The organism is Kaistella sp. 97-N-M2 (assembly GCF_021513235.1).
In the GTDB taxonomy this organism is placed as follows: Bacteria; Bacteroidota; Bacteroidia; order Flavobacteriales; family Weeksellaceae; genus Kaistella.
Map to the genome: position 1 here is coordinate 2,128,050 of NZ_CP090976.1, position 25,176 is coordinate 2,153,225.

General features: G+C 40.0%; 21 protein-coding genes and 1 pseudogene. 5 read left to right on the forward strand and 17 right to left on the reverse strand.

Going from position 1 to position 25,176, the window contains the following annotated elements; translation table 11 throughout:
* Positions 1-20: 20 nt before the first annotated feature.
* The 7 genes from L0B70_RS09900 to L0B70_RS09930 all read right to left on the reverse strand — a co-directional run bounded on the left by L0B70_RS09900 (position 21) and on the right by L0B70_RS09930 (position 9,166).
* The gene (locus tag L0B70_RS09900) at positions 21-1,037 is read right to left on the reverse strand and encodes an NAD-dependent epimerase/dehydratase family protein (RefSeq protein ID WP_235141639.1); all 1,017 of its coding nucleotides are present in this window, start codon (positions 1,035-1,037) and stop codon (positions 21-23) included.
* A 74-nt stretch (positions 1,038-1,111) separates the two neighbouring features.
* Complete coding sequence (locus tag L0B70_RS09905) at positions 1,112-2,278, reverse strand: nucleotide sugar dehydrogenase (protein WP_235141640.1); 1,167 nt, start codon at positions 2,276-2,278, stop codon at positions 1,112-1,114.
* 88 nt (positions 2,279-2,366) lie between these two features.
* Positions 2,367-3,647: a nucleotide sugar dehydrogenase gene (locus L0B70_RS09910; RefSeq protein WP_235141641.1), complete on the reverse strand. Its 1,281-nt coding sequence runs from the start codon at positions 3,645-3,647 to the stop codon at positions 2,367-2,369.
* 4 nt (positions 3,648-3,651) lie between these two features.
* Positions 3,652-4,644, reverse strand: a complete 993-nt coding sequence (locus tag L0B70_RS09915) for an SDR family oxidoreductase (RefSeq protein ID WP_235141642.1) — start codon at positions 4,642-4,644, stop codon at positions 3,652-3,654.
* Positions 4,645-4,688: 44 nt separating this feature from the next.
* A complete protein-coding gene (locus tag L0B70_RS09920) occupies positions 4,689-7,034 on the reverse strand; it encodes a tyrosine-protein kinase domain-containing protein (protein ID WP_235141643.1) in 2,346 nt (781 codons plus the stop codon).
* 1 nt (position 7,035) lies between these two features.
* The gene (locus L0B70_RS09925) at positions 7,036-7,752 is read right to left on the reverse strand and encodes a polysaccharide biosynthesis/export family protein (RefSeq protein WP_235141644.1); all 717 of its coding nucleotides are present in this window, start codon (positions 7,750-7,752) and stop codon (positions 7,036-7,038) included.
* A 328-nt stretch (positions 7,753-8,080) separates the two neighbouring features.
* Positions 8,081-9,166, reverse strand: coding sequence for a hypothetical protein (locus L0B70_RS09930; protein ID WP_235141645.1), 1,086 nt, complete (start codon positions 9,164-9,166; stop codon positions 8,081-8,083).
* Here L0B70_RS09930 and L0B70_RS13540 point away from each other — a divergent pair.
* The 4 genes and pseudogenes from L0B70_RS13540 to L0B70_RS09945 form a co-directional block, all read left to right on the forward strand.
* A pseudogene (locus L0B70_RS13540) lies at positions 9,097-9,354 on the forward strand (XRE family transcriptional regulator); the annotation flags it as partial. The gene L0B70_RS09930 and the pseudogene L0B70_RS13540 overlap by 70 nt on opposite strands.
* Positions 9,355-10,233: 879 nt before the next feature.
* A complete protein-coding gene (locus tag L0B70_RS09935) occupies positions 10,234-11,205 on the forward strand; it encodes a polyprenyl synthetase family protein (protein ID WP_235141646.1) in 972 nt (323 codons plus the stop codon).
* Between the two features lie 33 nt (positions 11,206-11,238).
* On the forward strand, positions 11,239-12,189 hold the full coding sequence (locus tag L0B70_RS09940) for a GSCFA domain-containing protein (RefSeq protein WP_235141647.1): 951 nt from the start codon (positions 11,239-11,241) through the stop codon (positions 12,187-12,189).
* Positions 12,190-12,357: 168 nt separating this feature from the next.
* Complete coding sequence (locus L0B70_RS09945; RefSeq protein WP_235141648.1) at positions 12,358-13,125, forward strand: TatD family hydrolase; 768 nt, start codon at positions 12,358-12,360, stop codon at positions 13,123-13,125.
* Between the two features lie 63 nt (positions 13,126-13,188).
* Here the strand turns inward: L0B70_RS09945 and L0B70_RS09950 are convergent, their stop codons facing one another.
* From L0B70_RS09950 to hpt, 9 genes are all read right to left on the reverse strand, one after another.
* Positions 13,189-14,442 (reverse strand): DEAD/DEAH box helicase, encoded by a 1,254-nt coding sequence (locus L0B70_RS09950; protein ID WP_235141649.1) that lies wholly within the window; start codon positions 14,440-14,442, stop codon positions 13,189-13,191.
* Positions 14,443-14,668: 226 nt separating this feature from the next.
* On the reverse strand, positions 14,669-15,907 hold the full coding sequence (locus L0B70_RS09955) for a sodium:proton antiporter (RefSeq protein ID WP_235141650.1): 1,239 nt from the start codon (positions 15,905-15,907) through the stop codon (positions 14,669-14,671).
* A gap of 3 nt (positions 15,908-15,910) precedes the next feature.
* Positions 15,911-17,191, reverse strand: a complete 1,281-nt coding sequence (locus L0B70_RS09960) for a DUF389 domain-containing protein (protein WP_235141651.1) — start codon at positions 17,189-17,191, stop codon at positions 15,911-15,913.
* 91 nt (positions 17,192-17,282) lie between these two features.
* Complete coding sequence (locus L0B70_RS09965) at positions 17,283-19,040, reverse strand: APC family permease (protein ID WP_235141652.1); 1,758 nt, start codon at positions 19,038-19,040, stop codon at positions 17,283-17,285.
* Positions 19,041-19,146: 106 nt separating this feature from the next.
* Positions 19,147-19,635 carry a DUF6438 domain-containing protein gene (locus tag L0B70_RS09970; protein ID WP_235141653.1) on the reverse strand — a complete coding sequence of 163 codons (489 nt, stop codon included), beginning with the start codon at positions 19,633-19,635 and terminating at the stop codon, positions 19,147-19,149.
* A 42-nt stretch (positions 19,636-19,677) separates the two neighbouring features.
* Complete coding sequence (locus tag L0B70_RS09975) at positions 19,678-20,307, reverse strand: porin family protein (RefSeq protein ID WP_235141654.1); 630 nt, start codon at positions 20,305-20,307, stop codon at positions 19,678-19,680.
* 22 nt (positions 20,308-20,329) lie between these two features.
* Positions 20,330-21,328 carry a GTPase ObgE gene (gene obgE / locus L0B70_RS09980; RefSeq protein ID WP_235141655.1) on the reverse strand — a complete coding sequence of 333 codons (999 nt, stop codon included), beginning with the start codon at positions 21,326-21,328 and terminating at the stop codon, positions 20,330-20,332.
* An 81-nt stretch (positions 21,329-21,409) separates the two neighbouring features.
* On the reverse strand, positions 21,410-21,988 hold the full coding sequence (locus L0B70_RS09985; RefSeq protein ID WP_235141656.1) for an adenylate kinase: 579 nt from the start codon (positions 21,986-21,988) through the stop codon (positions 21,410-21,412).
* A gap of 53 nt (positions 21,989-22,041) precedes the next feature.
* Positions 22,042-22,596, reverse strand: coding sequence for a hypoxanthine phosphoribosyltransferase (gene hpt / locus L0B70_RS09990; protein ID WP_235141657.1), 555 nt, complete (start codon positions 22,594-22,596; stop codon positions 22,042-22,044).
* A gap of 171 nt (positions 22,597-22,767) precedes the next feature.
* Here hpt and L0B70_RS09995 point away from each other — a divergent pair, with 171 nt between their 5' ends.
* Complete coding sequence (locus L0B70_RS09995; protein ID WP_235141658.1) at positions 22,768-24,054, forward strand: adenylosuccinate synthase; 1,287 nt, start codon at positions 22,768-22,770, stop codon at positions 24,052-24,054.
* A gap of 41 nt (positions 24,055-24,095) precedes the next feature.
* On the opposite strand, the gene L0B70_RS10000 is transcribed toward L0B70_RS09995, so the two are convergent.
* Positions 24,096-24,920, reverse strand: a complete 825-nt coding sequence (locus tag L0B70_RS10000) for an N-acetylmuramidase family protein (protein WP_235141659.1) — start codon at positions 24,918-24,920, stop codon at positions 24,096-24,098.
* Between the last annotated feature and the right edge of the window lie 256 nt (positions 24,921-25,176).

A 25,176-nucleotide genomic window follows, 5' to 3' on the forward strand; every position in this document is an offset into this window, starting at 1 on the left:
AAGATTATTAAAATTAATGGTTATTTGATCTTATAATATTCTTTATACCAATCCACAAAGCGCTTTACACCTTCCTTTATTTCAGTTTGGGGTAGATAATTGTAATCCTTTTTTAATCTTTCAACATCGGCAAACGTATTTTCCACATCGCCGGGTTGCATTGGCATCATGACTCTTTGGGCATTCTTGCCGGTAACCTCTTCTATTTCAGTAATAAAATCATTCAGTTTCACAGGTTTGCCATTTCCAATATTGTACACCTGGTACAAGTGATCATCTGCACTATTATTTTCAACCGTCTTAATGATTCCGTTCACAATATCATCAATATAAGTAAAATCCCGGGAGAGATTCCCGTTATTAAAAACTTTGATTGGGTTGTTGTTTAAGATAGCATCTGTAAATAAAAACATCGCCATATCCGGTCTTCCCCAAGGTCCATAAACAGTAAAAAAACGTAATCCGATTGTCTCGATATTGAATAGATGACTATAGGTATGAGCCATCAATTCATTGCTTTTTTTAGTGGCGGCATACATGCTTATCGGATGGTCAACATTATCACTGGTTGAAAACGGGATTTTATCATTCATTCCATAAACACTGGAACTGCTGGCATAGACAAATTTTTTAATATTAGCATTTCGAATACACTCTAACAGATTCACAAAACCAACAATATTACTTTCTACATATTTCATGGGCTGTTCAATACTGTACCGCACTCCGGCCTGAGCTGCTAAATTACAAACAACATCAAATTTATTTTCCTCGAAAAGAAGAGGAAGGTTTTTCTGATCCTCCAGGTTCATCTTAATGAATTGAAATTGCGTTCCGTATACTTTACTCTCCAAAATAATGTTGTGAATCAGATCGCCTTCAGTAATGCCCAAATTTTCAAGTCGTGCATGCTTTAGACTGACCGCATAATAATCATTAATATTATCAAGCCCAATCACCGTATGTCCTAAGGCAAGTAGTTTTTCACATAAGTGATAACCGATAAAACCTGCCGCACCTGTCACTAATATTCTCATTTTATCTTCTTCTTATGATTAATACCTCCGAGTTCTTTTTCATCTTCCTCTGACATCAGATGGGAAATTAACTTTTAATCGTTCCCAAATAAATCACGGGTATATACTTTATCCTTTACGTCTTCCAATTCTGGGGCATACCGATTGGTGATAATGATATCGCATTCATTTTTAAACAATGCCAAGTCTTTTTCAACCCTCGATCCAAAGAATAATTCGTCATTTAAAACTGGTTCGAACACCACCACTTCAACACCTTTCGCTTTTAACCGTTTCATAATTCCCTGCATCGCCGACGCTCGGAAATTATCGGAACCTGACTTCATAATCAAACGGTAAACGCCCACTTTCTGAGGTTTTTTAGCTAAGATCGAATCTGCGATAAAATCTTTGCGGGTTCTGTTGGCATCAACTATGGCCTGAATAATATTATTAGGAACCTCATTATAGTTGGCCAACAATTGTTTAGTGTCCTTTGGCAGACAATAGCCTCCATAACCAAAAGATGGATTGTTATAATGGGACCCAATTCGCGGATCAAGGCTTACCCCCTCAATAATTTGTCGGCTGTCTAATTTATGGGTCTGTGCGTAACTGTCCAACTCATTGAAATAGGCAACCCTCATTGCCAAATAGGTATTGGAGAATAGTTTTATGGCTTCTGCTTCTGTACTATTCGTAAACAATAGAGCAATATCTTCCTTTATCGCTCCTTCTTTCAATAAGGTTGCGAATTGTTCTGCCCGCCGGCTCTGCTCCCCAATAATAATTCTGGAAGGATACAAATTATCGTATAACGCTTTGCCCTCTCTTAAAAACTCCGGCGAAAAAATAATATTCTTAAAGTCGATCTTTTCTTTGAGTTCGTCCGTAAAACCAACGGGAACTGTAGATTTTATTATCACAATTGCAAGAGGGTTATAATCTTTAACTTCGAGAATTACAGACAGCACGCTGCTGGTATCAAAATAGTTTGTTTTTGAATCGTAATCGGTTGGTGTTGCAACGATCACATAATCGGCATTGCTATACGCCTCATTCTTATCTAAAGTAGCTTTAAAGTTTAATTCTTTGTTTTTTAAAAAATCAATGATTTCATCATCTTCAATCGGCGACTTTTTATTGTTGAGCATGGCTACCTTCTCTGGCACTATATCTAAAGCAACTACTTCGTTATGTTGCGCCAATAAGATCGCATTTGAAAGTCCTACATATCCAGTTCCTACTATTGTGATTTTCATTTATAAACTTAAAGGTTTAAATTAACAAGAGATAATTAGCGGTTACGGATTTCCCTCAATTTTTCCGCTTCAAAAGAACTTTAAAAATCTACAATTTCGCATCACACTTTTCTAAGATACCTTTTACATCATAAACAACAGCGGTATCTTTTTTAAGTTCTTCTAGATTAATATTTAAGAACTCCTTATGTGCAACTCCTAAAACAATTGCATCAAATTTTTCGGTTGGAATTTCTGAAGTGCTATGTATTCCATATTCATGTTTCACTTCTGCCGTGTTTGCCCAGGGATCATAAGTTGTTACCTTAGTTCCATAATCTTCCAAAGCCGCGATCACATCTACAATCTTCGTATTTCGAACGTCCGGACAGTTCTCTTTAAAGGTAATCCCTAACATCAGTATTTTCGCTTTATTAACCGAAATATCTTTTTTGATCATTGTCTTAATCACCTGTGCTGCAACATACTGTCCCATAGAATCGTTCAGTCTTCTTCCTGCCAAAATAATTTCCGGATGGTAACCATATTCCTGGGCTTTCTGCGCGAGATAATACGGATCGACGCCGATACAATGTCCGCCCACCAAGCCTGGTTTGAAGGGAAGGAAATTCCATTTCGTACCGGCAGCTTCCAGAACGTCGTGCGTGTTAATATCCATTAGATTAAAAATCTTTGCGAGTTCATTCACAAAGGCGATATTGATATCGCGCTGGGAATTTTCAATCACTTTTGCAGCTTCAGCCACTTTAATACACGGTGCCAAATGCGTACCTGCCGTAATAACAGCTTTATAAATATCATTCACGATCTCACCGATCTCCGGCGTAGAACCGGATGTTACTTTCAGAATTTTTTCGACGGTATGCTCTTTGTCCCCGGGATTAATTCTTTCCGGAGAATAACCTGCAAAGAAATCAACATTGAATTTCAGGCCGGATATTTTTTCAACAACAGGAATACAGTCTTCTTCCGTAGCACCGGGGTAAACCGTGGATTCATAAACCACGATATCTCCTTTCTTCAACACTTTTCCAACCGTTTCGCTCGCTTTAATGAGCGGAGTTAAAACCGGTCGGTTATTTTTATCTACGGGCGTTGGAACTGTGATAATATAAATATTGGAATCCTCAATATCTTTTAAGTCGTAAGAACAAAAAAGTCCTTTGTCACCTTTTGCCGGATTATGCTCAACAAGAGCTGAGCTCAAAAGTTCGTCGGAAACTTCCAACGTGTCATCGTGTCCGCTATTAAGTTCTTGAATTCGCGTCTGATTGATATCAAAGCCGACGGTGGGAAATTTCGTAGCGAATAGTCTCGCCAAAGGTAAGCCTACATAACCTAAACCGAGAACGGTAATTTTGTGTTGCATTGTTTTATTTCAAATTCTCCCAATACCAAGTTACCGCTTCTTTCAAACCGTCTTTCATGGAGAACTGGGGATTATAATTCAGTAAATTTTTTGCTTTATCAATGCTAGCCAGCGAGTGGGGCACATCACCTTTTCGGTAGTCGCCATATTTCACTTCAACGTCAGCAATTTTAGGATCGAAGTCTGCCAGATATTCTTTGAGATATTTCACTAAATCGTTTAACGTGGTTCGTTCTCCAAACGCCGTATTATACACTTGGTTTAAGGATTCGGTGTTTTCTGACGTTAGAGCTAAAAGGTTCATTAAGACGACATTGTCGATATAAGTGAAATCCCGTGAATATTCTCCGTCTCCATTAATAATAGGAGATTCGTGAGCCATTAATTGCATGACAAATTTTGGGATCACCGCCGCATACGCGCCGTTTGGGTCCTGGCGCCTCCCGAAAACATTAAAGTATCTTAAGCCAATAGTATCAAAGTCGTACGTCCGTTTAAAAACATCTGCGTACAGTTCATCTACATATTTTGTGATGGCGTACGGAGAGAGTGGCTTGCCGATCACATCTTCTACTTTCGGTAACCCTTCCGAATCACCGTACGTGGAAGAGCTGGCCGCATAAATAAATCTTTTGACGCCGGCATCTTTAGCGGCAACCAACACTTTAAGAAAACCACCCACATTAACTTCATTACTGGTAACAGGATCCTTGATGGACCGCGGCACAGAACCTAAAGCGGCCTGATGAAGAACAAAATCCTGATCCAGACATGCTTTCTGGCAGGTTTCCATATCTCTGATATCACCTTCAATTAAGGTAAATTGTAAATTTTGTAAAAAAGGGGCGATATTTTCTCGTTTGCCCGTCGCAAAGTTATCCAGACAGGTAACCTGTGCGCCGTTTTGAAGCAGTGCATCGCAAAGATTGGATCCGATAAAACCCGCGCCGCCTGTAACGAGGATTTTTTTATCTTTTAAATTCTTAAAATCTGACATTAATATTTTTATTACGCTTTTAAACTTATGATCGGTATTACAAATTAAAATCGGTTGCGAAGACGGTTCCAAAAACTTTTTTTCTCCTCGGTGTAGTAGCCGTAACCGTATTTGCCGCCGTACCCGTAGCGCAAATCATCCTTCTGCACATCATTCAGTGCAATTCCCATTTTTGCCACGTTTTCGTCGGCTGCGACTATTTTCGCATATTTCAACAGATTTTTCTCCGTGTATTTCGCACGGACAACGTAAACCAGCATGTCGGAAAGCGCTAAAATGTGGAAGCTGTCGCTCACCATCATCATTGGGGCCGAATCGATTAGTACGTAATCATAACGCGTAACCAAATCATCAAGTAATAATTTAAGTCTGGGATCTTCCAATAAATCGGTGGGGTTGGGCGGAATGGTCCCGGAATCAATAATATCCAGATTTTGACTTAGGCCTGAACTTGTAATGATATCTTCGATATTGATTTCGGAATCAGCTAAAAAATCAGCAAGTCCTACCGCACTGGAAGGAACATATCTTTTCAACTGGGGATTCCGTAAATCGGCACCGATTAAAACTACTTTTTTATTGGAGCTCAAACTTAAAGCAGAATTAATAGATACCGTCGTTTTACCTTCCCCTTTTACCGAGGAGGTGAATAAAATGACGGGAGCACGGCCCTTTATTTTACCGAGTATGAATTTGACGTTCGTATTGAGGATTCTAAAAGATTCCGCATAGATGGATAAATCATTTTTCGAGATGAGATCACCGGCTTCTTTATCTGCGGTAGGCACTTCTGCCAGCAATGGAACATTAGGAAGAACTCTGGCGACGTCTCCCTTATTCGATATTTTTGAATCAAAAAAGAAATAAACGTAAAACACTAAGAAGGGCAGTGCTAAACCTAAGACCAAAGCAATCAGATAAATTTTGGAACCTTGGGGTGCTACAGGGTTTGTCAGACTGTAGGCGGGGTTCACCACGCGCGCTTTTGGCGTAGTAACGGCCAGAGAGATCGAAGTTTCTTCCCGTTTTTGAAGGAGGAATAAGTAAAGTGCCTCTTTGATATTCTGCTGACGGTCGATTGTTCTAAAGATTTTTTCCTGACCCGGAAATTTAGCAACCGCCGTTTTATTTTGATTGACTTCATTTTGCAACGATGCTATTTGGGACTGAAGTGAAGCCCGGGACTTTTGTAAATTTTCTTTGATCAAACTGCGCATCGAAGAAATGTCTCTGTTGAACTGAATAACCGCCGGATTACTGTTGGTTGCTTGCTTTAAGGTTTTATTTCTGGTTAAAACCAGTTGATTGTATTCGTTGATGACATTATCTAAACCAGACGGCATCCCCAGATTGCTTGGTAAAAGCTGTTCGTTATTGGCAGACCCGGCGTAGCTTAAAACAGAGTTCACCATTTCCAGCTGCGTCCCGACATCCATTATTTTTTTCGTCGCCTCGTTGGCGTTTTCTACGGATAACTGCGCCTGCGTCACCAGATCGGTGATTTGATTATTTCGCTTAAAGGTGGCTTTTTGATCTTCTATATTTCCTAATTCTTTGGTAATAAGATCCAGCCGTCCGTCAATAAATTTACCTGTATTTTGAGACTCTAAATTTTTGTTGTCAATCGCATCAATGTTATATTCCTTGATCAACTCGTTTAAAATATTTTCAGATTTTTGCGGGATTTTACCAACCAGCGTCAGTGTGATGATGCTCGATTTGTTTTTGGAATCCTGTTGTGCGATAATGTTTTGCTCGAGTTTATTCACTACTTCATCCGGGCGGAGAAGATTTATCTTCAGGGGATTCTTCAGTTTCGTCATCGGCCGGCGATAAACCGTGAAAACGGCATTTTTAATTTGGATCTGCTGTCCGAATTTATATTTTTTTTCCGGGCCGTCTTCCTGGCGTAAGTTGAAACTTACCTCATTAAGTGGCGATAAAATAAAGGACTGTGACCGGTATTTTTTTATATCCAGGATTTCCAGATTTCCAAAGATGGGGTTTTCGTCGTAAACAGTGGTTGTAATCACTCTGCCTTCATTCGCTACCTGAAAATCAAGATTAAGTTTTTTAACCAAATTGTAGAGAATAGGTTTGGACTTCATAATCGCAATCTCATCCTGAAGATTATTTGCGCCAATACTTCCTCCCAGAGAAAGATTGGAGAAGTCTTCCATACTGATGGAACTGTTTTTTGTATCTCCCGTCGAAATGAGGACTGAAGCGCTTGTCGAATATTCTTTCGGTGTGTAACGCAGGTATAGCCACGCCATCAGCACCGCTATAAGCAGGGAAAGTAGAAACCAGGGCCATTTTTTGAAATATTTATGCAGTTCCGCCTGCAAATCAAAGGAGGATTGGTCTTCCTGTTCAGTAAATTCGTCCATATTATTTTAAAGTACTTATAAGGATTGAAATAATGGCAACCCCGCTTCCGATAATAGAGAAAATAAGGTTACGGTTAGGATTGGTACCCGCAATAATTTTTTTATTTTCGTCAGGTTCCACGTAAAGCACGTCGTTTTGCTGCAAATAATAATAGGGCGAAGAGGTAATGTTTTTTTGGGTGAAATCAACGACGTAAGTATTATCGGTACCATTTTCATGGCGTACAAGCTTCACTTTCGTACGATCTCCGTTGTCCGTCATATCTCCCGCCATACCGAGGGCCTGCAGTAAGGTTACTTTATCGGAGGCGCTGGTGTATTGCCCGGGGTTTTTCACTTCACCTAAAACCGTAATGTTAAAATTTAACTGGCGCACAGAAACCATAGGATCGGTTAAATATTCCAGTAAACGTCTCTCCAGATCTTCGCGTAATTGCGAAAGGGTCATGTCTTGAACATACAATTTTCCCAGAACAGGAAAAATAATGTATCCTTCATTGCTTACAAGATATCCTACCGGACCGCTTTGAGTTGACTGACTTTGTACAACTTCTGCGCTGTTTCCGGCCTGCGTCATGGTCGCAAGATTAAAGGGACGTACGGCATTGTCATCAAAAGCCGCTACCTTTATATCCAAAAGATCTCCCGTCTGCAAATGCGTACCTTCAAAAATGGCCTGCTTTACTTCCGCCTCCGCGCTATGGTTTTGATTTTCCATATATACCATGTTCTCTTTGGGTTTACAAGAGAAAGCCAAAAGAGCAATGATAGTAAGAAAAAAAATATTTTTAATCTTTTTCATATATATTATTAGAATTTGCAAAAATATGAAAAATAAATATCTCTTGTTTTTGACTCAATAAGAATTATTCCCGTATTTGGCTTGATAAATTTAAATAGATTGGCAAGTGCGGTACTATTCTGGTGATTGTAAGTGCAAATGGAACAATTGATATAGATAATTCATTTTAATAATATTATTAATTGTTAATAATATTTAATTTTCAATTTATGAGTAATCTTCTCATTAGGAAGATTGACGATGTTTAGGACTGCGAAATTAGAATTTCAGTTTTTTCCATCAAGTTTAATAAAAGTTCTTCCATTGCCTGCACTTGTTCTACGGAGCCGTACCACAGGTGATCGTTAAATCTTAAATAGTGAGCCACGTTCAGAAAAAAGCGGTCTTTTGAGATCTTGTCAAAGAGATATTCCATCTTTTCTAGCTGCGGTTCCGCATAAATGCAAAGTTTCCAGAGAGTTTTCGGCGCAAGATAGTTCGGCATATAAACCAATGAGCGAGAAATATAGACCCGCAAAATTCTGCAAAATGCGATTGCGAAGATTGGATAACAGCCTTCATAATTATCTGTCTCGTAATTTTTCCGCAAGTTCATAAACTGGTCGGCGGTGAGTTTCGCGGCTCGGTAGTACAGATCCACGTCTGGATAGTACGGAGTGTAAGGTTTTTCCCAATGGATGGTAGGGTGATAAGGTCTAGAAAAATAAACCCTATGTTCTGATGTCATTATTTTTTCAAAAAACCCCTGCCATAAATAAATGTGATCTTGAATCCAGCTTCTGCTATGACCAATTAATACGACGATACATCTCGCTTCCGTTTGGTCTGAAACAGATTGTTGAATACGATTCAGTAATTCAGTCCCTAATTGATTGCCTACCAGCAAAAGATAAAATACCGTTTGCTGCTCCTGGATTGTCGTACAATAATGATAAATTTCTTCTGGCTTTGCCCGTTCGATAATGCTTGCTAACACTTCCGAAAAAATCTTTTCCGAAGGCGTTTCTTCAACTGACGGAATAACCGCACTTTCTTTTTCGTGTTTCAAACTTAATTGAATCGCTCGCAAACTTTCAGTTACCAACCCATAAAGTTTCACTTCAGTTTCGAAAATGGCGGTATACAGCTCATAATTTAGAATACTTTCATCATCTTCAATTTTTGCTTTCTCCAATACCTTCAGGAGATAAAAGCTTTTGTTATTCTTCTTCACAAAAAGTTGCTCTAAAACAGGAAGGTATGGCATCAAGTCATTGATACGTTCAGAAAATATCGAAAGTTCTAAAATTACCCGTAGAAGCTTTCCAGAATTTCGATGAAGACCAGGCAATAAATATTATTTCGAATACATTTGATAATGGTGCGTTTTTAAATACTGGCAATACTGCCACAATCAATGTAAATCCAATTGATAAATTGATTCAATTACACGACCAAAAAATTGAGTTGTACGAAAGAATGTTGAAAGAGAAGGACAAAATGATGGCCAGATTAGAGGCCGTAATGAACACGAAATAGATACTGCTGTTCCGAAATTCTCTCATTGCTACTATCTCATTTTCTCATGATCTATTGTATATATTCATGTTCGCCTTTAAGATGATAGTTAGAATTCATTTGTAAGTCCAGGCAATTCTCTGCAGATCCCTTATATTTTCGAGCGTTAAGATAACATGAAGTTGATGAATAGTTAACATCTCTAAGTATTTCGCCTTTCGCACGAGAATATTCCTTTTTATAGTTCTAACCATAATGTCTCGATTGATGTGACAATATAGATAGGAGGAAAAAAAACACTTCTTCGGCAATACTTTCTAATTGTGAAATATCCTAATCTTTCTTCGATCCGAAGTTTATTAAAAGGATATTTTCCCATTTATACCAGTCTTGCCGACAATATATATGTAGGAAACGTACCAAAGAGCGTGGGAAGTCAAAATAGATCAACTTTTTGAAAATAAATCTATTTTAGAAAACTGATCACTTAGTATAGTCCATTGCATTACAAATGATAAAATAGCTGAAGCAAATAAAGCCGTCTTGTCCCGAAACTTCGCAATTAATAAGTTTTGTATAGTTATATCAGGATTTATCTATTAATCTTCATAGTTATTTTAGGACGGGTCAATAGTTATTTCAGGACGGGTCAAGTTCATAGAGGCTTCACGGATACTTCATAGATACTTCATGGCTAGTTCATGAGGAGTTCATGAAAAAATATTTCTATAAACGGTGATTTTAAATCAATAACCAAGTCGAGATATTAAAGGATGACCCTAAATTTAGGTAGTAATATCTGCATAATCTATAAAAATGCACTCTCAAAGTCACTCCAAATAGCGATCTTTTTTGGCAGACCACATTTTTAAATCGTATTTTTGCCTAAACAGAAATTTTATGCAGTTTTTAGACGAATATCAGGAGATCGTTGCCAATGCAATCGAAAAATACAGGTTCAAAGATAAGCCCGCAGAGCTTTACGACCCCATGAACTACATTATTTCCCACGGTGGCAAAAGACTTCGGCCCATCATGGTCCTAATGGCCAGCGATATGTTCGGCGGTGACCAGAAAAAAGCCATCAAACCTGCTTTAGCCATAGAATTTTTTCACAATTTTACGCTGATTCATGATGATATTATGGACGAGGCGCCGTTGCGGCGTAACAAACCGACGATCCATACTTTACACGGAATTAATGTCGGAATTCTTTCCGGCGATGCGCTGCTCATCAAGGCTTATAAATTTTTCGAGGATCTGGAGCCGGAACTTTTCAAAGCCTGCGTCCGCGTTTTTACGCATACCGGACTTTTACTTTGCGAAGGCCAGCAGTACGATATCAATTTCGAAACACTGGAAAACGTTACATACGATGATTATATCCGCATGATCACGTACAAGACCGGTGTGCTGAGCGCTTCCTCCTTCGAGATCGGCGCACTGATCGCCGGTGCGCCGTTTAAAGATGCCAAAGCCATTTTTAATTTTGGAAAACACATCGGTATCGCCTTCCAGATTATGGATGATTATCTGGACGTTTTCGGAAATCAGGAACAGTTCGGGAAAAAACATGCCGGTGATATTTACGAAAACAAAAAAACCGTCCTTTATCTTTTGGCGCGCAAACACGCCTCCGACGAAGAGCGAAAAGAACTCGATTACTGGTATTCCAAAAAAACCGACAATGTCGATAAGATTTACAGCGTCGAAAAGATTTTCCGCCTGACCAAAGTCGACGAAAAAGCGCTGCATCTCATTCAAAAACACAACGAGATCGCGCAGGATTACCTCAGAAAAATAAATGTTCCGGACGAAAAGAAAAAGCCATTTATCGAACTGGCAAACTATCTTTTACGCCGGGAAAGCTAAAATTAATCTACAACAAACCTTTCGACCAACATTATGAAATTTCGCACAGAAGTTGAGATTCAAAATTCCGACCTAAAAATCGACCGTGAAGACCACGTTTTTTCCCTCGGTTCCTGCTTTTCCACGGAAATGTCGGATCTGCTGAAAACCGGCCAGATTCAGGTTCAGAACAATCCTTTCGGCACACTTTTCAATCCGTTTTCTCTCAACAAGGCCCTTAAAAGACTGCACAATGCGGCGTATTACGAAGAAGACGATTTAATAAGTTACGCAGGCGAGGTGATTTCTCTGGATCATCATTCCTCCTTCAACTCGCGGTTTTTGCATCAGACTTTAGATAAAATCAATGCCAACATCGAAAGCGGAAATCAGTTTCTGCAAAAGACCAATTGGGTTTTGATCACTTACGGCACGTCCTTTATTTATGAATTTTTGCCGAAGAAAAAACTCGTTTCCAACTGTCATAAAATTCCCGGAAAATTTTTCCAAAAAAGACTGCTCACGCCTCTGGAACTCACCGATTCGATTTACGAAACCGTTTCTACTTTGAAAGATATCTGCAAAGAGAATGTTCAGATTTTATTCACCGTTTCGCCCGTTCGCCACACCAAAGACGGCATCATCGAAAACACGCTGAGCAAATCCCGCCTCATCAACGCGCTGCACGAAATTATTCCGCAGTTCGAAAACTGCCGCTATCTGCCTGCGTACGAGATTTTGATGGATGATCTGCGCGACTATCGTTTTTACAAAGACGATCTCATTCATCCGAACAAACAGGCCGTCAACTATATTTGGGAGAAATTCGGCCGCGCCTATTTTTCGCCGGAAACCCTGGATTTTATCGAAGAAAACTTTAAAATTGCAAAATCCCTGGAGCACAAAACGTCCGATGAAAAGAACCCGAAGTACGAAGAATTTCTGGAAAACTTAAAAAGGCGCATTGCGGCACAGCAGTCGAAGGTGAAACATAAAATATTTTAGTTCTATTTGGGGAGCTTATCCGCCCTCCGCTCCCGCTTTTTTGGGCCTCCCGAATTTTCGGGATTCCCAAAAAGAGCTCCGCTCAGGTCGGGCTGCAGGACTGTTTTTCTCCGAAGATCTGTCATATATATATAATCTGTCCTCCATCATCTATCAAACATCCAAAATATGATCGACACGCACACGCATCTGTATTCCGAAGAATTCGATAACGACCGCACAGAAATGATCGAAAGAGCTTTAAATAAAGGCATATCCAGGTTTTATCTTCCCGCGATCAATTCCGAAACGCACGACAAAATGCTCGCTTTGGAAACCGAATATCCTGCGCAGATTTTTTCCATGATGGGACTTCATCCGTGTTATGTAAAGCCCGAAACCTGGCAAGCAGAGCTTAAGTTGGTGGAAAAACATTTAAATGAAAGGCCGTTTCCCGCGATTGGAGAAATCGGTATCGACCTGTATTGGGACAAAACAACTTTGGATATTCAGGTAAAAGCCTTTGAGCAACAAATCGACTGGGCCCTCGAGAAAGATCTGCCCATCGTCATTCACACGCGCGAAAGTTTCGACGAAACTTTTGAAGTTTTGGAACGGAAAAAACATCCCAAACTGCGCGGGATTTTCCACTGCTTTTCCGGGAATCTGGAGCAGGCGAAACGCGCGCTTGATCTTAACTTTATGCTGGGCATCGGCGGAGTTGTCACCTTTAAAAATGGAAAGATCGATCAGTTTTTACACGAAATTCCTTTAGACAACATCGTTTTGGAAACCGATTCGCCATATCTTGCACCCGTTCCGCACCGCGGAAAAAGAAACGAAAGTTCTTATCTTGATCTCGTTGTGGGCAAACTCGTTAATATTTACGGCAAAGATTTTTCGGAAATCGACCGGATCACGACCGAAAATGCCAACCGCTTATTTTCTTGGAAGTGATTTCATAACATAAAAAAACCGCGATAAGTAATTTCCGCGGTTTTTTGTATTCTGAAATTCTCCCTATTTATGTCGTGAAAAATTGCTTTTGTTATTGGGTTTTTTACTGCCCACGTTTTCTTTGCCTTGCTGTCTCGGGCGTGGTGTAAAAGATTTGTTATTCGAATCTCTTTTTTGCACCACCAGATTATCGGTGTGGTAAGGATGATCGCGTTCTACCGGAATTTTCTTGCCGATGAGTTTTTCTGTGCTTTTTAAATTCACAAGATCTAAACCATCAACAAAAGAAATGGAACTTCCTTCGGAGCCGGCTCTTCCGGTTCTTCCAATCCGGTGCACGTAGGTTTCAGAAACATCGGACAATTCAAAATTTAAAACGTATTTTAACTCGTCGATATCGATTCCTCTTGCGGCAATATCGGTAGCAACTAAAATTCGCGTTTTCCCCGATTTAAAGTTGCTTAGAGCGTTCTGTCTTTGGTTCTGAGATTTATTTCCGTGGATGGCTTCCGCAGAAATTTTATGACTCTGCAGTTTTCTTGCAATTTTGTCGGCACCATGTTTTGTCCGGGAAAAAACCAGAACGGATTCCTTGATGTCGTTTTGTAAAATATGCGTCAACAGATCTAACTTGTCGTCTTTATCGACGAAATATACTTTTTGGTTAATGGTGTCGGCAGTGGCCGAAACGGGCGCTACTTCAACCTTTACGGGATTTGTAAGCATCGAGTTTGCCAGCTTGCTGATCTCGTCCGGGAACGTGGCAGAAAAGAAAAGGGTTTGTCTTTTCGGCGGCAATAATTTGATGATCTTTTTCACATCGTGCACAAAACCCATATCGAGCATTCTGTCGGCTTCGTCCAACACAAAAACTTCGAGGTTTTGAAGCGAAACGATTCGCTGCGAAATAAAATCGAGGAGTCTTCCGGGTGTTGCCACTAAAATATCAACGCCTCTTCTCAAGGCTTTTTCCTGTGCAGCCTGTTTTACGCCACCAAACACGACGAGGTTTCGAAGGTTCAGGTTTCTGCCGTACGCGTTGAAACTTTCTTCGATCTGAATGGCTAATTCGCGGGTTGGCGTTAAAACCAAGACCTTGATGTTATTGTTTCTGGAGTTCTTTTCTGCTAAATTTTGGAGGATAGGAATCGCAAATGCAGCAGTTTTTCCGGTGCCGGTTTGTGCCGTTCCGAGGAGATCCCGGCCCTGTAAAATGTTTGGGATTGCTTTTTCCTGAATGGGTGTTGGTTGCGTGTAACCTTCTGTTATAAGCGCATCGAGGATGGGCTTAATTAATTTTAAGTCTGTAAATAACAATATTTTATGTATTTAAAATGATTGCGGACGAAGTGTTTTACTTCTACATTTTTGGCTTGAAAACGCAAACCCTGTAGAGGTAATGATTTTCTATTTTAGTAAAAATGAATTACTGAAATGGCTTAAGAATGCCGCTGAATATGGTGCAAAGATAGTTTATTTCCCGCAAAAACCACCGATTATTGGGGACAGGACGAAAAGAGTGGTACCAATCGAACCCGATGATTTACTTTTTCAAAAGTCTTTTCGAAAGTCCGCCAATGGTGGTCCCCTGAATTAAGATGCTGAAAGCCACACAAATATACGTCACAATCATTAAAATATCCTTTGTTTCAGAGGCGGGTAGCGCCATTACGAGCGCGAGGGAAAGTCCGCCGCGAAGTCCGCCGAAAATAATGATTCGGGATTCGGCTTTTTCAATTTTTAAAATGGTTAACGACAGTTTCCGCGGAATATTCACCGTAAAATAACGCGAAGCCATCAAAATTACAATCGTCAGAACGCCGAGAATCATGTATTTTAAATTGAAATCCAGCACCACAAGCACCAAAGCAATCATCAAAAATAATAATGCATTGAGAATGATCTCGAGCAGTTCCCAAAATTTTGCCACGTATTCTTCCGTGTTCGTACTCATGGCTTCCACTTTGCGGAAATTGCCCACCATTAAACCCATAATAACCATAGCTAAAGCCCCGGAAATATGAATCTGCGCGGAAATAAAATAGCCCAGCATCACAAAAGCAAGGGTTAGCAGAACTTCGGTTTCATAATGATCGATCGTTTTCAGGAGATAATGTAAAATATAACCTAAAACCAAACCGAACGTAATTCCGCCGCCGGCTTCCTGTAGAAAGAGGAAACCAAAGTGGGGGAAATCAAATTCAACAACACCTGCAGAAAGCATTTGTGTAAGCGCAATAAAAATTACAACACCCACGCCATCATTAAAAAGAGATTCGCCAACTAACGTTACTTCGATCTTTTCCGGCACTTTGGCGGCTTTTAAAATGCTTAATACTGCAATCGGATCTGTCGGCGAAATGAGCGCTCCAAAGATGAGACAGTATAAAAACGGCACTTCCAAACCCAACCAGTGCGACACATAATAAAATGCAACGGCGACAAAAATCGTCGAAAAAATAACGCCGCCCAAGGCCAGAACAGAAATGTCTTTCAAATATTTCTTCAGTGTAAACCAGTTCGTATGCATGGATCCGGCGAAAAGTAAAAATCCAAGGAAAATATTAAGCACCGACTTGCTGATGTCGGTATTGATGACCAAGTCCCGGATTTGGTCAAAAGGCAGGCTGTAAGTCGATTTTATGCCCAGCGCGAAGAGCGAAAATAAGGAAGACAGGAAAAATAAGCCGATAACAAAAGGCAGTTTGATGAACCGCTGATTGATGTACGCAAAAAATGCGGCCAGAGATATTAAAATGATAATATAGTAATAAGAGGGCATCGATTATCTTTTATAAATTTCTAAAGTGTCTACCTTCAGCTTCACTTTCAGCCAGTTTCGCAGCGTTGCCGTTTGCTGTAACGTGAGGGGTTTTTCAGCTTCGTATAACGCAACCGGAATAATCCTGGTGGAATCTGTGGTGTTGAAAACTTCCTGTTTTGCAACGGATAAGGTTGTAATTTCGGGCAAAATAGACTTCGCTTCCGGGAAGAGATTCTGCGTTTCAAAGGAATATTTTTTAACCTGATTGTTCAGCTCAGCTATAATAGCGTTTGTTTGATCGGTTACTTCATTGGTCTGTAAATTTTTTGTGGTAGCATTGGCTAAGAAAGCACTGTCTTGCCGAATGATGACCTGCGTACCTTCAATTTTGTAATTTTTAAGCCGGTCGTTGACTTCTTTTATTTGCGCCGCAGAAAATTTACGCGTCAGGAAGGCGAGTTCTATCTGCTTCGGATTGGTGGAGTAGGTGGTTTTTTTGTAAACGATGGTGTTGCCTTTGTCTTCGAACTCCCGGGAGAGAAATGTGGAGACTTTCTGTTCGTAATTTTGCTGCGTGATAAAACGGTACGCAAAGAATATACTTGGGATGATCATTAAAGCGATAATCACCGTAATCCAGATCCTTATTTTATCTGATTTTTTCTTGTCCACAAATTCGACGGCGGGATATTTTAGAAATTTAACGATAATATAGGTAGCGATGCAGATAAAAACACAATTGATGGTATAGAGGAACATGGCGCCGCCAAAGTAGGCAAAATTTCCTGTAGCCAATCCGAAACCCGCTGTACAAAGCGGTGGCATCAAAGCCGTTGCGATGGCAACTCCCGGAATCGGATTTCCTTTTTCTACGCGTGTTACGGCAATTACACCAACGAGACCACCGAAAAATGCAATCAACACATCATATATATTTGGCGCGGTCCGCGAAATGATTTCGGAATGGGATTCTTTGTAGGGGCTTAAAAAAAAGTATAAAAACGAAACGAGCAATCCGACGACGGTGGAGAGCAAAAGATTTTTTAATGATTTGCGCAACAGCTGAAAGTCGAACATTCCCAGCGCAAAACCGGCGCCCACGATTGGTCCCATGAGCGGTGAAATAAGCATTGCACCAATAACGACGGCGGTCGAATTCACATTTAAACCGATTGAAGCCACCATAATGGCGCACGCCAAAATCCAGAGATTGGACCCGCTGAACGATATATTGCTTCTAACCGTGGCCAAAACCTTCGCTTTCTCTTCTTCACCGTTGTGGAGATTGAAAATATTATTCATTAAAAAAAATTATAAGAGCCAAATTTAGTGAAAAGCGACTGGAAATCCTGCGGTAACAGGAAGTTTAATGCATGTTAAATCAGTCACGCTGTTACATAATCAAACGCACGCCGCCCAATTCTGCGACCCGATAACTGAAACGGTTGCTGGGCGAGGCGATAAACATAAAGTTTTTCGGAATGTTCCATTTCTGCGAGAGTTCCTCAATAAGTTCCGGTGTAAAATCTCCGATGATTTCTACAAATTCAATGTCGATGTCCGGATACGCACGGTCCAATACACGCAGATCGATTTTCAGTTCGTCATTGTTTTCGCCTTCTTTCATCACATTCACAATTTTCAGTCTGCGCGTGGTTTCGTTATCCTCCACGTATTGCATTACTTTATTTAAAATGGCGACATTATCTTTTTTCGTGAAGAACACAAATTCCTGCGCATTGATGCGGCGGTGAAGACGGTGAAGTTTTTTATTGCTGCTGATGACAAATCCGCGGAACGGATTATAAATATTTTCGAGCAGTGCAATAATTCCTTTGATGATTTTAATACGGTTTAACATGATAACAACTACCAGTAATGCCGGGAAAAGATATTTAAGAAAAGTAAAAAACGCATTGCGGTTTAAAACCACATTTCCCCAAAATGCGATAACAATAAATGATACGGCAACAAGAACGGACAGAATAGAAGCCCGAACAGGGCGTGGTAGTTTTCGGCGTTTTATTTTTAAAAGTAAATTACCAATGCCGAAAAGCGCCATCACGGAGAGGAAAGAGAAGGTATAAACACCGGCTAACGACGTGAGGTCGCCCAGCGTAACAAAAAGTACAGAAATACAAAGAATAAAAAATGCAATGGCAATTCGGTAGTGCGATCCTTTTTTATTTTGCTGCAGAAAATAGTTTGGTAAAATCCGGTCCAGTGTCATTCGGTTAACAAGACCGGAAACGCCGACAAACGAGGTCAAGACCGCACCGCAAAGCACCAGCACCGCATCAACGGAAATAAAATACGCCAGCCATTTTCCGCCGGTAATTTCGCCCAGATAGGCGAGTAAAGAAGTTTGATTTTCGCCCACCGTAGATAACGGCAGTACAAAAATGATGATCAAAGCGAGCATAGGATTAAAGAAACTTACAATTCCCCACATATTTCTCAGGGTTTTTCGAAAAACGCCCTGTTCCTGCTCTTCTACAAAATTCGCAGAACTTTCGAATCCCGAAATTCCTAACATCGCCGCCGAAAATCCCAGAAATAAAGCTGTAATTATGCCGCCGGATTTTAGCGGCGTATTCCAGTTGAGGTGAAAAGTGTCGAAGCCATGAGTGGTAATAAACCAGATTCCCGCGATTACCAAAAGCGTCAGCGAAACAAGATGAATTAGAAAAATAACTACCGCAACGTTAGCCGATTCGCCAATGCCGGATATGGTAAGCAATGTAAAAATCAAAAGGACGAATACGGTCGCAATAATCACGTTAAGCCAGGGCAGAAGGTTGTGCAGGTAATGCATCGCTTCGCTGGCGGAAATAACGGCGGTTGCCATGTAGGATAAAACGGTGAGTGTCGCCGCGATTGAAGCAGTTCTTTTCGATGATGTATTCAGCAAAACATTATAAGCGCCTCCATTCAAAGGCAGAGCGCCAACTACTTCGCCATAGATTCTTCTGAACAAAAATAGCACAACAGCCACCACAAGTAAAGAGAGCCATGCATATTGTCCCGCATACATAATGGTCAGCGCGGAAACGTAGAGGCACGAAGAACTGATGTCATTTCCGCAAATCGCCGTCGATTGTAACTCGTTAAGTTTTTTATGAATGGGTTTTTCAACAGCCAAAGTTTTCATATTGCCTCGTTTTTTTTATGCTTGCATGGGACAAAACCTCCCGGGGGAATTAGTAGGTAAATGTAAAAGAATTCTGAGAAACAGGAAGTTTTTAACGGAAATAAAATTACTTATTTATCTTTTCCCAGGTTTGATTCATCCTTAAATCCTCCATAAAGTTATAGATTAACTTTAGCTTCGGGGTTCCGTTTTTGCCGTAATCTTCAATGTTTTTTGACGTTCCATCTGCAAACTTGATCCGTAAATACGCAGTGGGAAGATCGGACACATTTCTGTTTTTATACTCGTTTTTCAGAGATTTTAAATCGGCGTCCTCCAGCAACGCGATCATTTTGTCGAAATCGCTTTGTTTGATGGTGGCGGTAAAGGTTCCTTCTTTGGGCTGGGAAAATACATCTTTTGAACGCTCATTAGAGAAGGTAAAATGTTCGGCTTCAATTACCGCAGTTCTGTCCGGATTAATCGTCATTTTAAAAATAGGACAAAATCCAAAGCACGCGCCGGCTTCATACTGAATTTGCGTATATTTTGAAGAATTTTGAGTGGTGCAGGAAATCAGGAAGATGGATACGAAAAGAGTGATTAAATATTTCATGTTTTAAATTTAATCGTCAACCTTCAACTATTACGCCAAAACTTATTTAAAGCGGTAGCCCAAACCGGCCTGCACAAAACCAATTTTCGTAGGCGGCGCATTGTCGATCGCGGCATTAAAGAAATTGAAATGGTATCGCGCATCAACGAAGAAGTGGTCGTCAAACTGATATTCGGTGCCCAAAAACGGAAAAATATTTAGGGTTTTAAACAGGTTGGTTTTACCATTGGGTGTTATTTCAGAATTAAAAGTATTTTCTACTTTGGACGAAACATTAATTCCAAAATTAAGTCCGCCTGAGAAAGAAAATTTCGGCGCTACATAATATTTTGCCGAGACCGGTAGCTGAAGCTGTGAAGTAGTGAATGTAGTGGCGTTAGTGCCCACCACAATTACTTCGTTCCCGACAACATCGGTAATTTCTTCCGCCATGCTTCTTCCGCCCAATTCGGTGTAAAGCAGTTCGGCCTGAAGCGAAAATTTATCCGACAAATGATGTTCTGCTAAAGCGCCGGCGTAAAAAAATGATTTCGACTTGAATTGGTAGTCATCAAAACCGGAAATGTCCCATTTCATCTTAGAAAGGTTATAACCTGCTTTAATGCCAAATTCAGTCTGTGCATTTAAATTCAAAAAAAGTAAAACCGGAAGGAGTAAAAGTATTTTTTTCATTAATCTAAACTACTAAAACTTTCTACAGGTTTTGCCCTTCACCGTGAAGTTTTTTCCAAATTGCATCTTTCAGTTCTACTAAACCTTCCTGCGTAACGCCGGAAAAGAAAATCGGCTGGCGGTTTTCGGGGAATTCTTTCGCAATTTCCTCGCGCAATTCTGCATCCAGCAAATCAGCCTTTGATATTGAAATTAAAAAGTCTTTATCCATCAATTCCGGATTGTATTCTTTCAATTCATTTTCCAGGATCTTGAATTCCTCAAAATGGCTTTCAGAATCTGCCGGAATTAAAAACAAAAGGATCGAATTTCTTTCAATATGTCGTAAAAAACGATGTCCCAAACCTTTTCCTTCCGCCGCACCTTCGATGATTCCGGGGATATCTGCCATTACAAAAGATTTGTAGTTTCTGTAATCTACAATTCCCAGATTCGGTGTTAAAGTGGTAAAAGCGTAGTTCGCAATCTTGGGCTTTGCGGCAGAAACTGCGGCTAAAAGCGTCGATTTTCCGGCATTCGGAAATCCAACCAAACCAACATCTGCCAAAAGTTTCAGTTCGAAAATAACGAAACCTTCTTCGCCGTCCATTCCCGGTTGCGCGTAACGCGGGGTTTGGTTGGTCGGAGATTTGAAATGTTCGTTTCCTTTTCCGCCTTTTCCGCCTTCTTTTAAGATGATTTCCTGGCCATGTTCCAAAATTTCGGCAATAATTTCGCCTTCTTCATTTTTCGCGATGGTTCCCAACGGTACATCAATGTAAACATCTTCGCCATAGGCACCGGTCAACTGATTTTTCATTCCGTTTTGACCTCTTTCGGCTTTAATGTGACGGGTAAACCGCAAAGGTAAAAGCGTCCATTCGTGAGCGTTTCCCCTCATGATAACGTGACCGCCACGACCGCCATCGCCACCATCCGGACCACCTTTGGGAATGTATTTTTCACGGCGAAGATGGGCAGAACCTGCGCCACCATGACCGGATTTACAATGAATTTTTACGTAATCTACGAAATTGGACATAATATAATGTTCAAGGTTTAATGTTTTGTATTCAAAGTTCTAACCTTAATTTTTGAACTTTAAATTTAAAAAAAGAAAAAATTATTTAATTTTTTCTACTTCTGCAAATAGTTTTTCAGAAATTTCTTCAATCGCGCCGACCCCGTTTACTTCCACATAAATTCCGTGCTGTTTGTACAACTCTGCAACTTCGGCGGTTTTCGCGTAATATTCTTTAATTCGGTTTCTTATAATTTCTTCGTTGGAATCGTCGGTTCTTCCGCTTGTTTCGCCTCTTTTTAAAAGCCGCCCGACCAAAATTTCGTCCTCCACAACCAGGGAAAGGCAGAGTGAAATTTTACTGTTTAAAACTTCTTGTACAATTTGCTCCAGGGCTTCCGTTTGATTAACCGTACGGGGATAACCGTCGAAAATAAAACCATTGGCATCCGCATTTCTTTTAACTTCGTCGGTTAACATATCGGTGGTTACCTGATCCGGCACCAGATCGCCTTTGTCGATGTACGATTTTGCGAGTCTGCCGAGGTCCGTGTCATTTTTTATATTATAACGGAACAGGTCGCCGGTGGAAATTTGCTTTAAATTAAATTTTTCAATTAAATTTTGTGCCTGAGTTCCTTTTCCGCTTCCCGGCGGACCAAATAGAACAATGTTTATCATTTTATGAGATTTGAAATTCGAAGGAAATTTTTTATTTCTCTTCAATAAAATTACTATTCATTAATACGCCCGTCTTCCAGTTGATACAAATCTTTCAGATTTCTGCCCAGTTCATCATAATCTAAACCATAACCCAAAACAAATTTGTTCGGAATTTCTTTTCCGATATAATCCAGCTTAAAATCCTTCTTGTAAACATCAGGTTTTAAAAGGAATGAAGCCAGCTTTACCGATTTTGGTCTCTGGGTTTCTTTAAAATACTGAAAAAGACTTTCCACGGTATTTCCCGTATCTACAATATCTTCTACGAGGATAATGTGGCGGTCTTTAATGTCCTTCGTAAGTTCCATTTTTTGATAAACGATCCCCGTGGTTTGGGTACCAGAATAAGAACTCATTTGAATAAAAGCGATTTCGCATTTACCGGGATAGTGTTTTAGGAGGTCGGCAAAAAACATAATTACACCATTTAAAACGCCCACAAAAATGGGGGTCTCATCTTTGTAATCTTCGTATATTTTTAATGCTGTTGCTTTTACGATCTCTTGAATTTCTGCATCTTTTAGATACGGAACGAATGTTTTGTCGTGAACTTGAATAGATTCCATAGATAATTTTAGAAAGTGCAAATTTAAGGTTTTTTAAGGGATTTTTTTGAATTTAAATTTTTAGCCCCTTCAAAGCCCGTTTGAAGATAAAAAAGCCGACAATTTTAAGACAAATTTTTGCGCAAAACTTTTAATACCTTACTTTTGTAGAAATCTAAAAAAAGTAAAAATATGGCGACTTATGTGGTTGTTGGTCTTCAGTATGGTGATGAGGGCAAAGGAAAAATAACAGATGTTTTGTCGGCGAAATCCGATTACGTTGTTCGTTTTCAGGGCGGCGATAATGCGGGGCACACCGTGTACGCAGGCGAAGAAAAATTTGTTCTACACTTGCTTCCCTCCGGCGTTCTGCAATGCAAAGGAAAATGCATTATTGCCAATGGCGTGGTGGTAAATCCGAAAGCTTTTCTAAAAGAAATTTCGCAGATCGAAGAAAAAGGCATGCGCAGCGATCACGTTTTCATCAGCCGGAGAGCTCACGTTATTATGCCTTACCATATTTTGCTCGACACGTACCGCGAAGAAGAAGAGGGTGGAACCCATATCGGAACAACAAAAAAAGGAATTGGACCCTGTTACGAAGACAAAATTGCAAGAGTTGGTATTCGAATGGTCGATCTTCTAAATCCCGAAGTTTTGGCGGAAAAGATTAAGAAAAATTTAAAAATTAAAAATTCGCTTTTCGAAAAATATTTTGAAAAGCCCACTTTAGAGTTTGAGGAAATTTATAATGAATTTTTAGAATTGGGTCAAAAATTACAGGACCGCATCGTTGATACGGAAGTTGAATTGAACCAGGCCATCCACGACGGAAAAAATATTTTATTTGAGGGCGCACAGGCTGCAATGCTGGATATTGATTTCGGAACATATCCCTACGTAACATCATCTTCGCCTACAACCGGCGGAGTGTGTTCCGGTGCAGGGGTGCCGCCGACAAGTCTTCAAAATTTGATTGGTGTGGCAAAAGCATATACAACCAGAGTGGGAGAAGGACCATTTCCTACGGAACTCGATAATGAACTTGGCGAAAAGATCAGGAAAATTGGGTTTGAATTTGGCGCAACCACGGGGCGACCGCGAAGAACGGGCTGGCTCGATCTTGTTTCTTTGAAACATGCGACGATGATCAACGGCATTAATAATCTTGTAATCACAAAATTGGATGTCTTATCGGGAATTTCTCCTTTAAAAATTGCCACCAAATATAAAACCGAAGACGGAAAAATTATTGACTACTTTACATCTTCGACCACTAAACTTTATAATTACGAGCCTATGTATGAAGAATTGGACGGTTGGGATGAGGATCTAACAGAAGTTAGAAGTTATGAAGAACTGCCGGTGAACGCCAAAAAATATATTGAGTTTATTGAGAAATATCTGGGGATAAATGTTTATCTCGTTTCCGTAGGACCGGAGCGCAGTCAGAATATTATTCGGAAAGAATTATTTTAATCATTACAGAAAGCTGGGGAATAGTTCGCAGCTTTTTTTCCTTATCGGGCGTATTTTTCGTAAGCTGTTTTTAGTTTTACATCGTATTTGTTGGCTTTGTAACCTGCACCGTTATACTTTTCGGCGACCTTTGCCCAGTTCTTATTTCGAAGAGAAGTCATAATGTTATTCACTTCCAAAAACCTACCAAAAGCTTTTAAATGTTCTCGTTCGTGGATGTACATTTTGTCTACAAAATCCTGTACAGATGCATAACCTAAACTTAAAGCGTGAAATCCCATAATTTGAAAACTTCCCCAGGAAGCAGCAGCCCGCGCTGCTTCTTTTACTTTCGGATTGGGACTGATGGCGATGGCTTCACTTAAACGGTCGTACTCCTTCACGCCGCCCTGGTAGTAGGTTTTTGTCCATTTTGGATATAGAACGTTGCGGTTTTGCGGCGTTTGTAAGCTGGCCGGATTGATGCCACGTTTTTGAAGTTGATTCCAGAAAATATGACCTTCAAAAAGAATCTTCGGTTTGCCATCCATCAAAAAACCTTTGCCCGAGCTTTCAACCTCGTTAATGGCTTTTACGGCGGCAAGTTCTAAATTAAATTTTTTCGCGAAGTCTTTTAGATCTTCTTCCGACAGAAAACGGTCGTTAATATTGAATATTTTTTTGCTCTTATCCAAAAGAACCTGCCAGGTTTTCATCCCAACGGCACCATCTACGACCAGCGCATTATTTTTCTGAAAATCTTTTACAGCCGCGTCCACTTCAAGTGTAAACGAATCTGAAATTGTGATTTGATAGCCCAGTTTGTGCAGTAATTCGCAGAGAGTATAAACTTCTGGTCCTTTTGCCCTGTATTTTAAAGTAATCATGAGGGTGTTTTTAAATTTAAAAAACAATTGCTTTCCGTTCAGAATTTTTTAAACATCTAAAGTTAAGGTGTCTAGAGACTGAAATACGAAGTGATTTAACGGAGTTTCGCGTCGGTAAAACACCTCTTGACCGTAAGTATTGAGCTGGTATATCTTTTAGGAATTTTTTGAAAAGTTTATTGATGTTACTATCGTCAAATTATTGGATTACAATTTTACTATGATTAGAATATAATCCTTTTGATTTTGATACAAA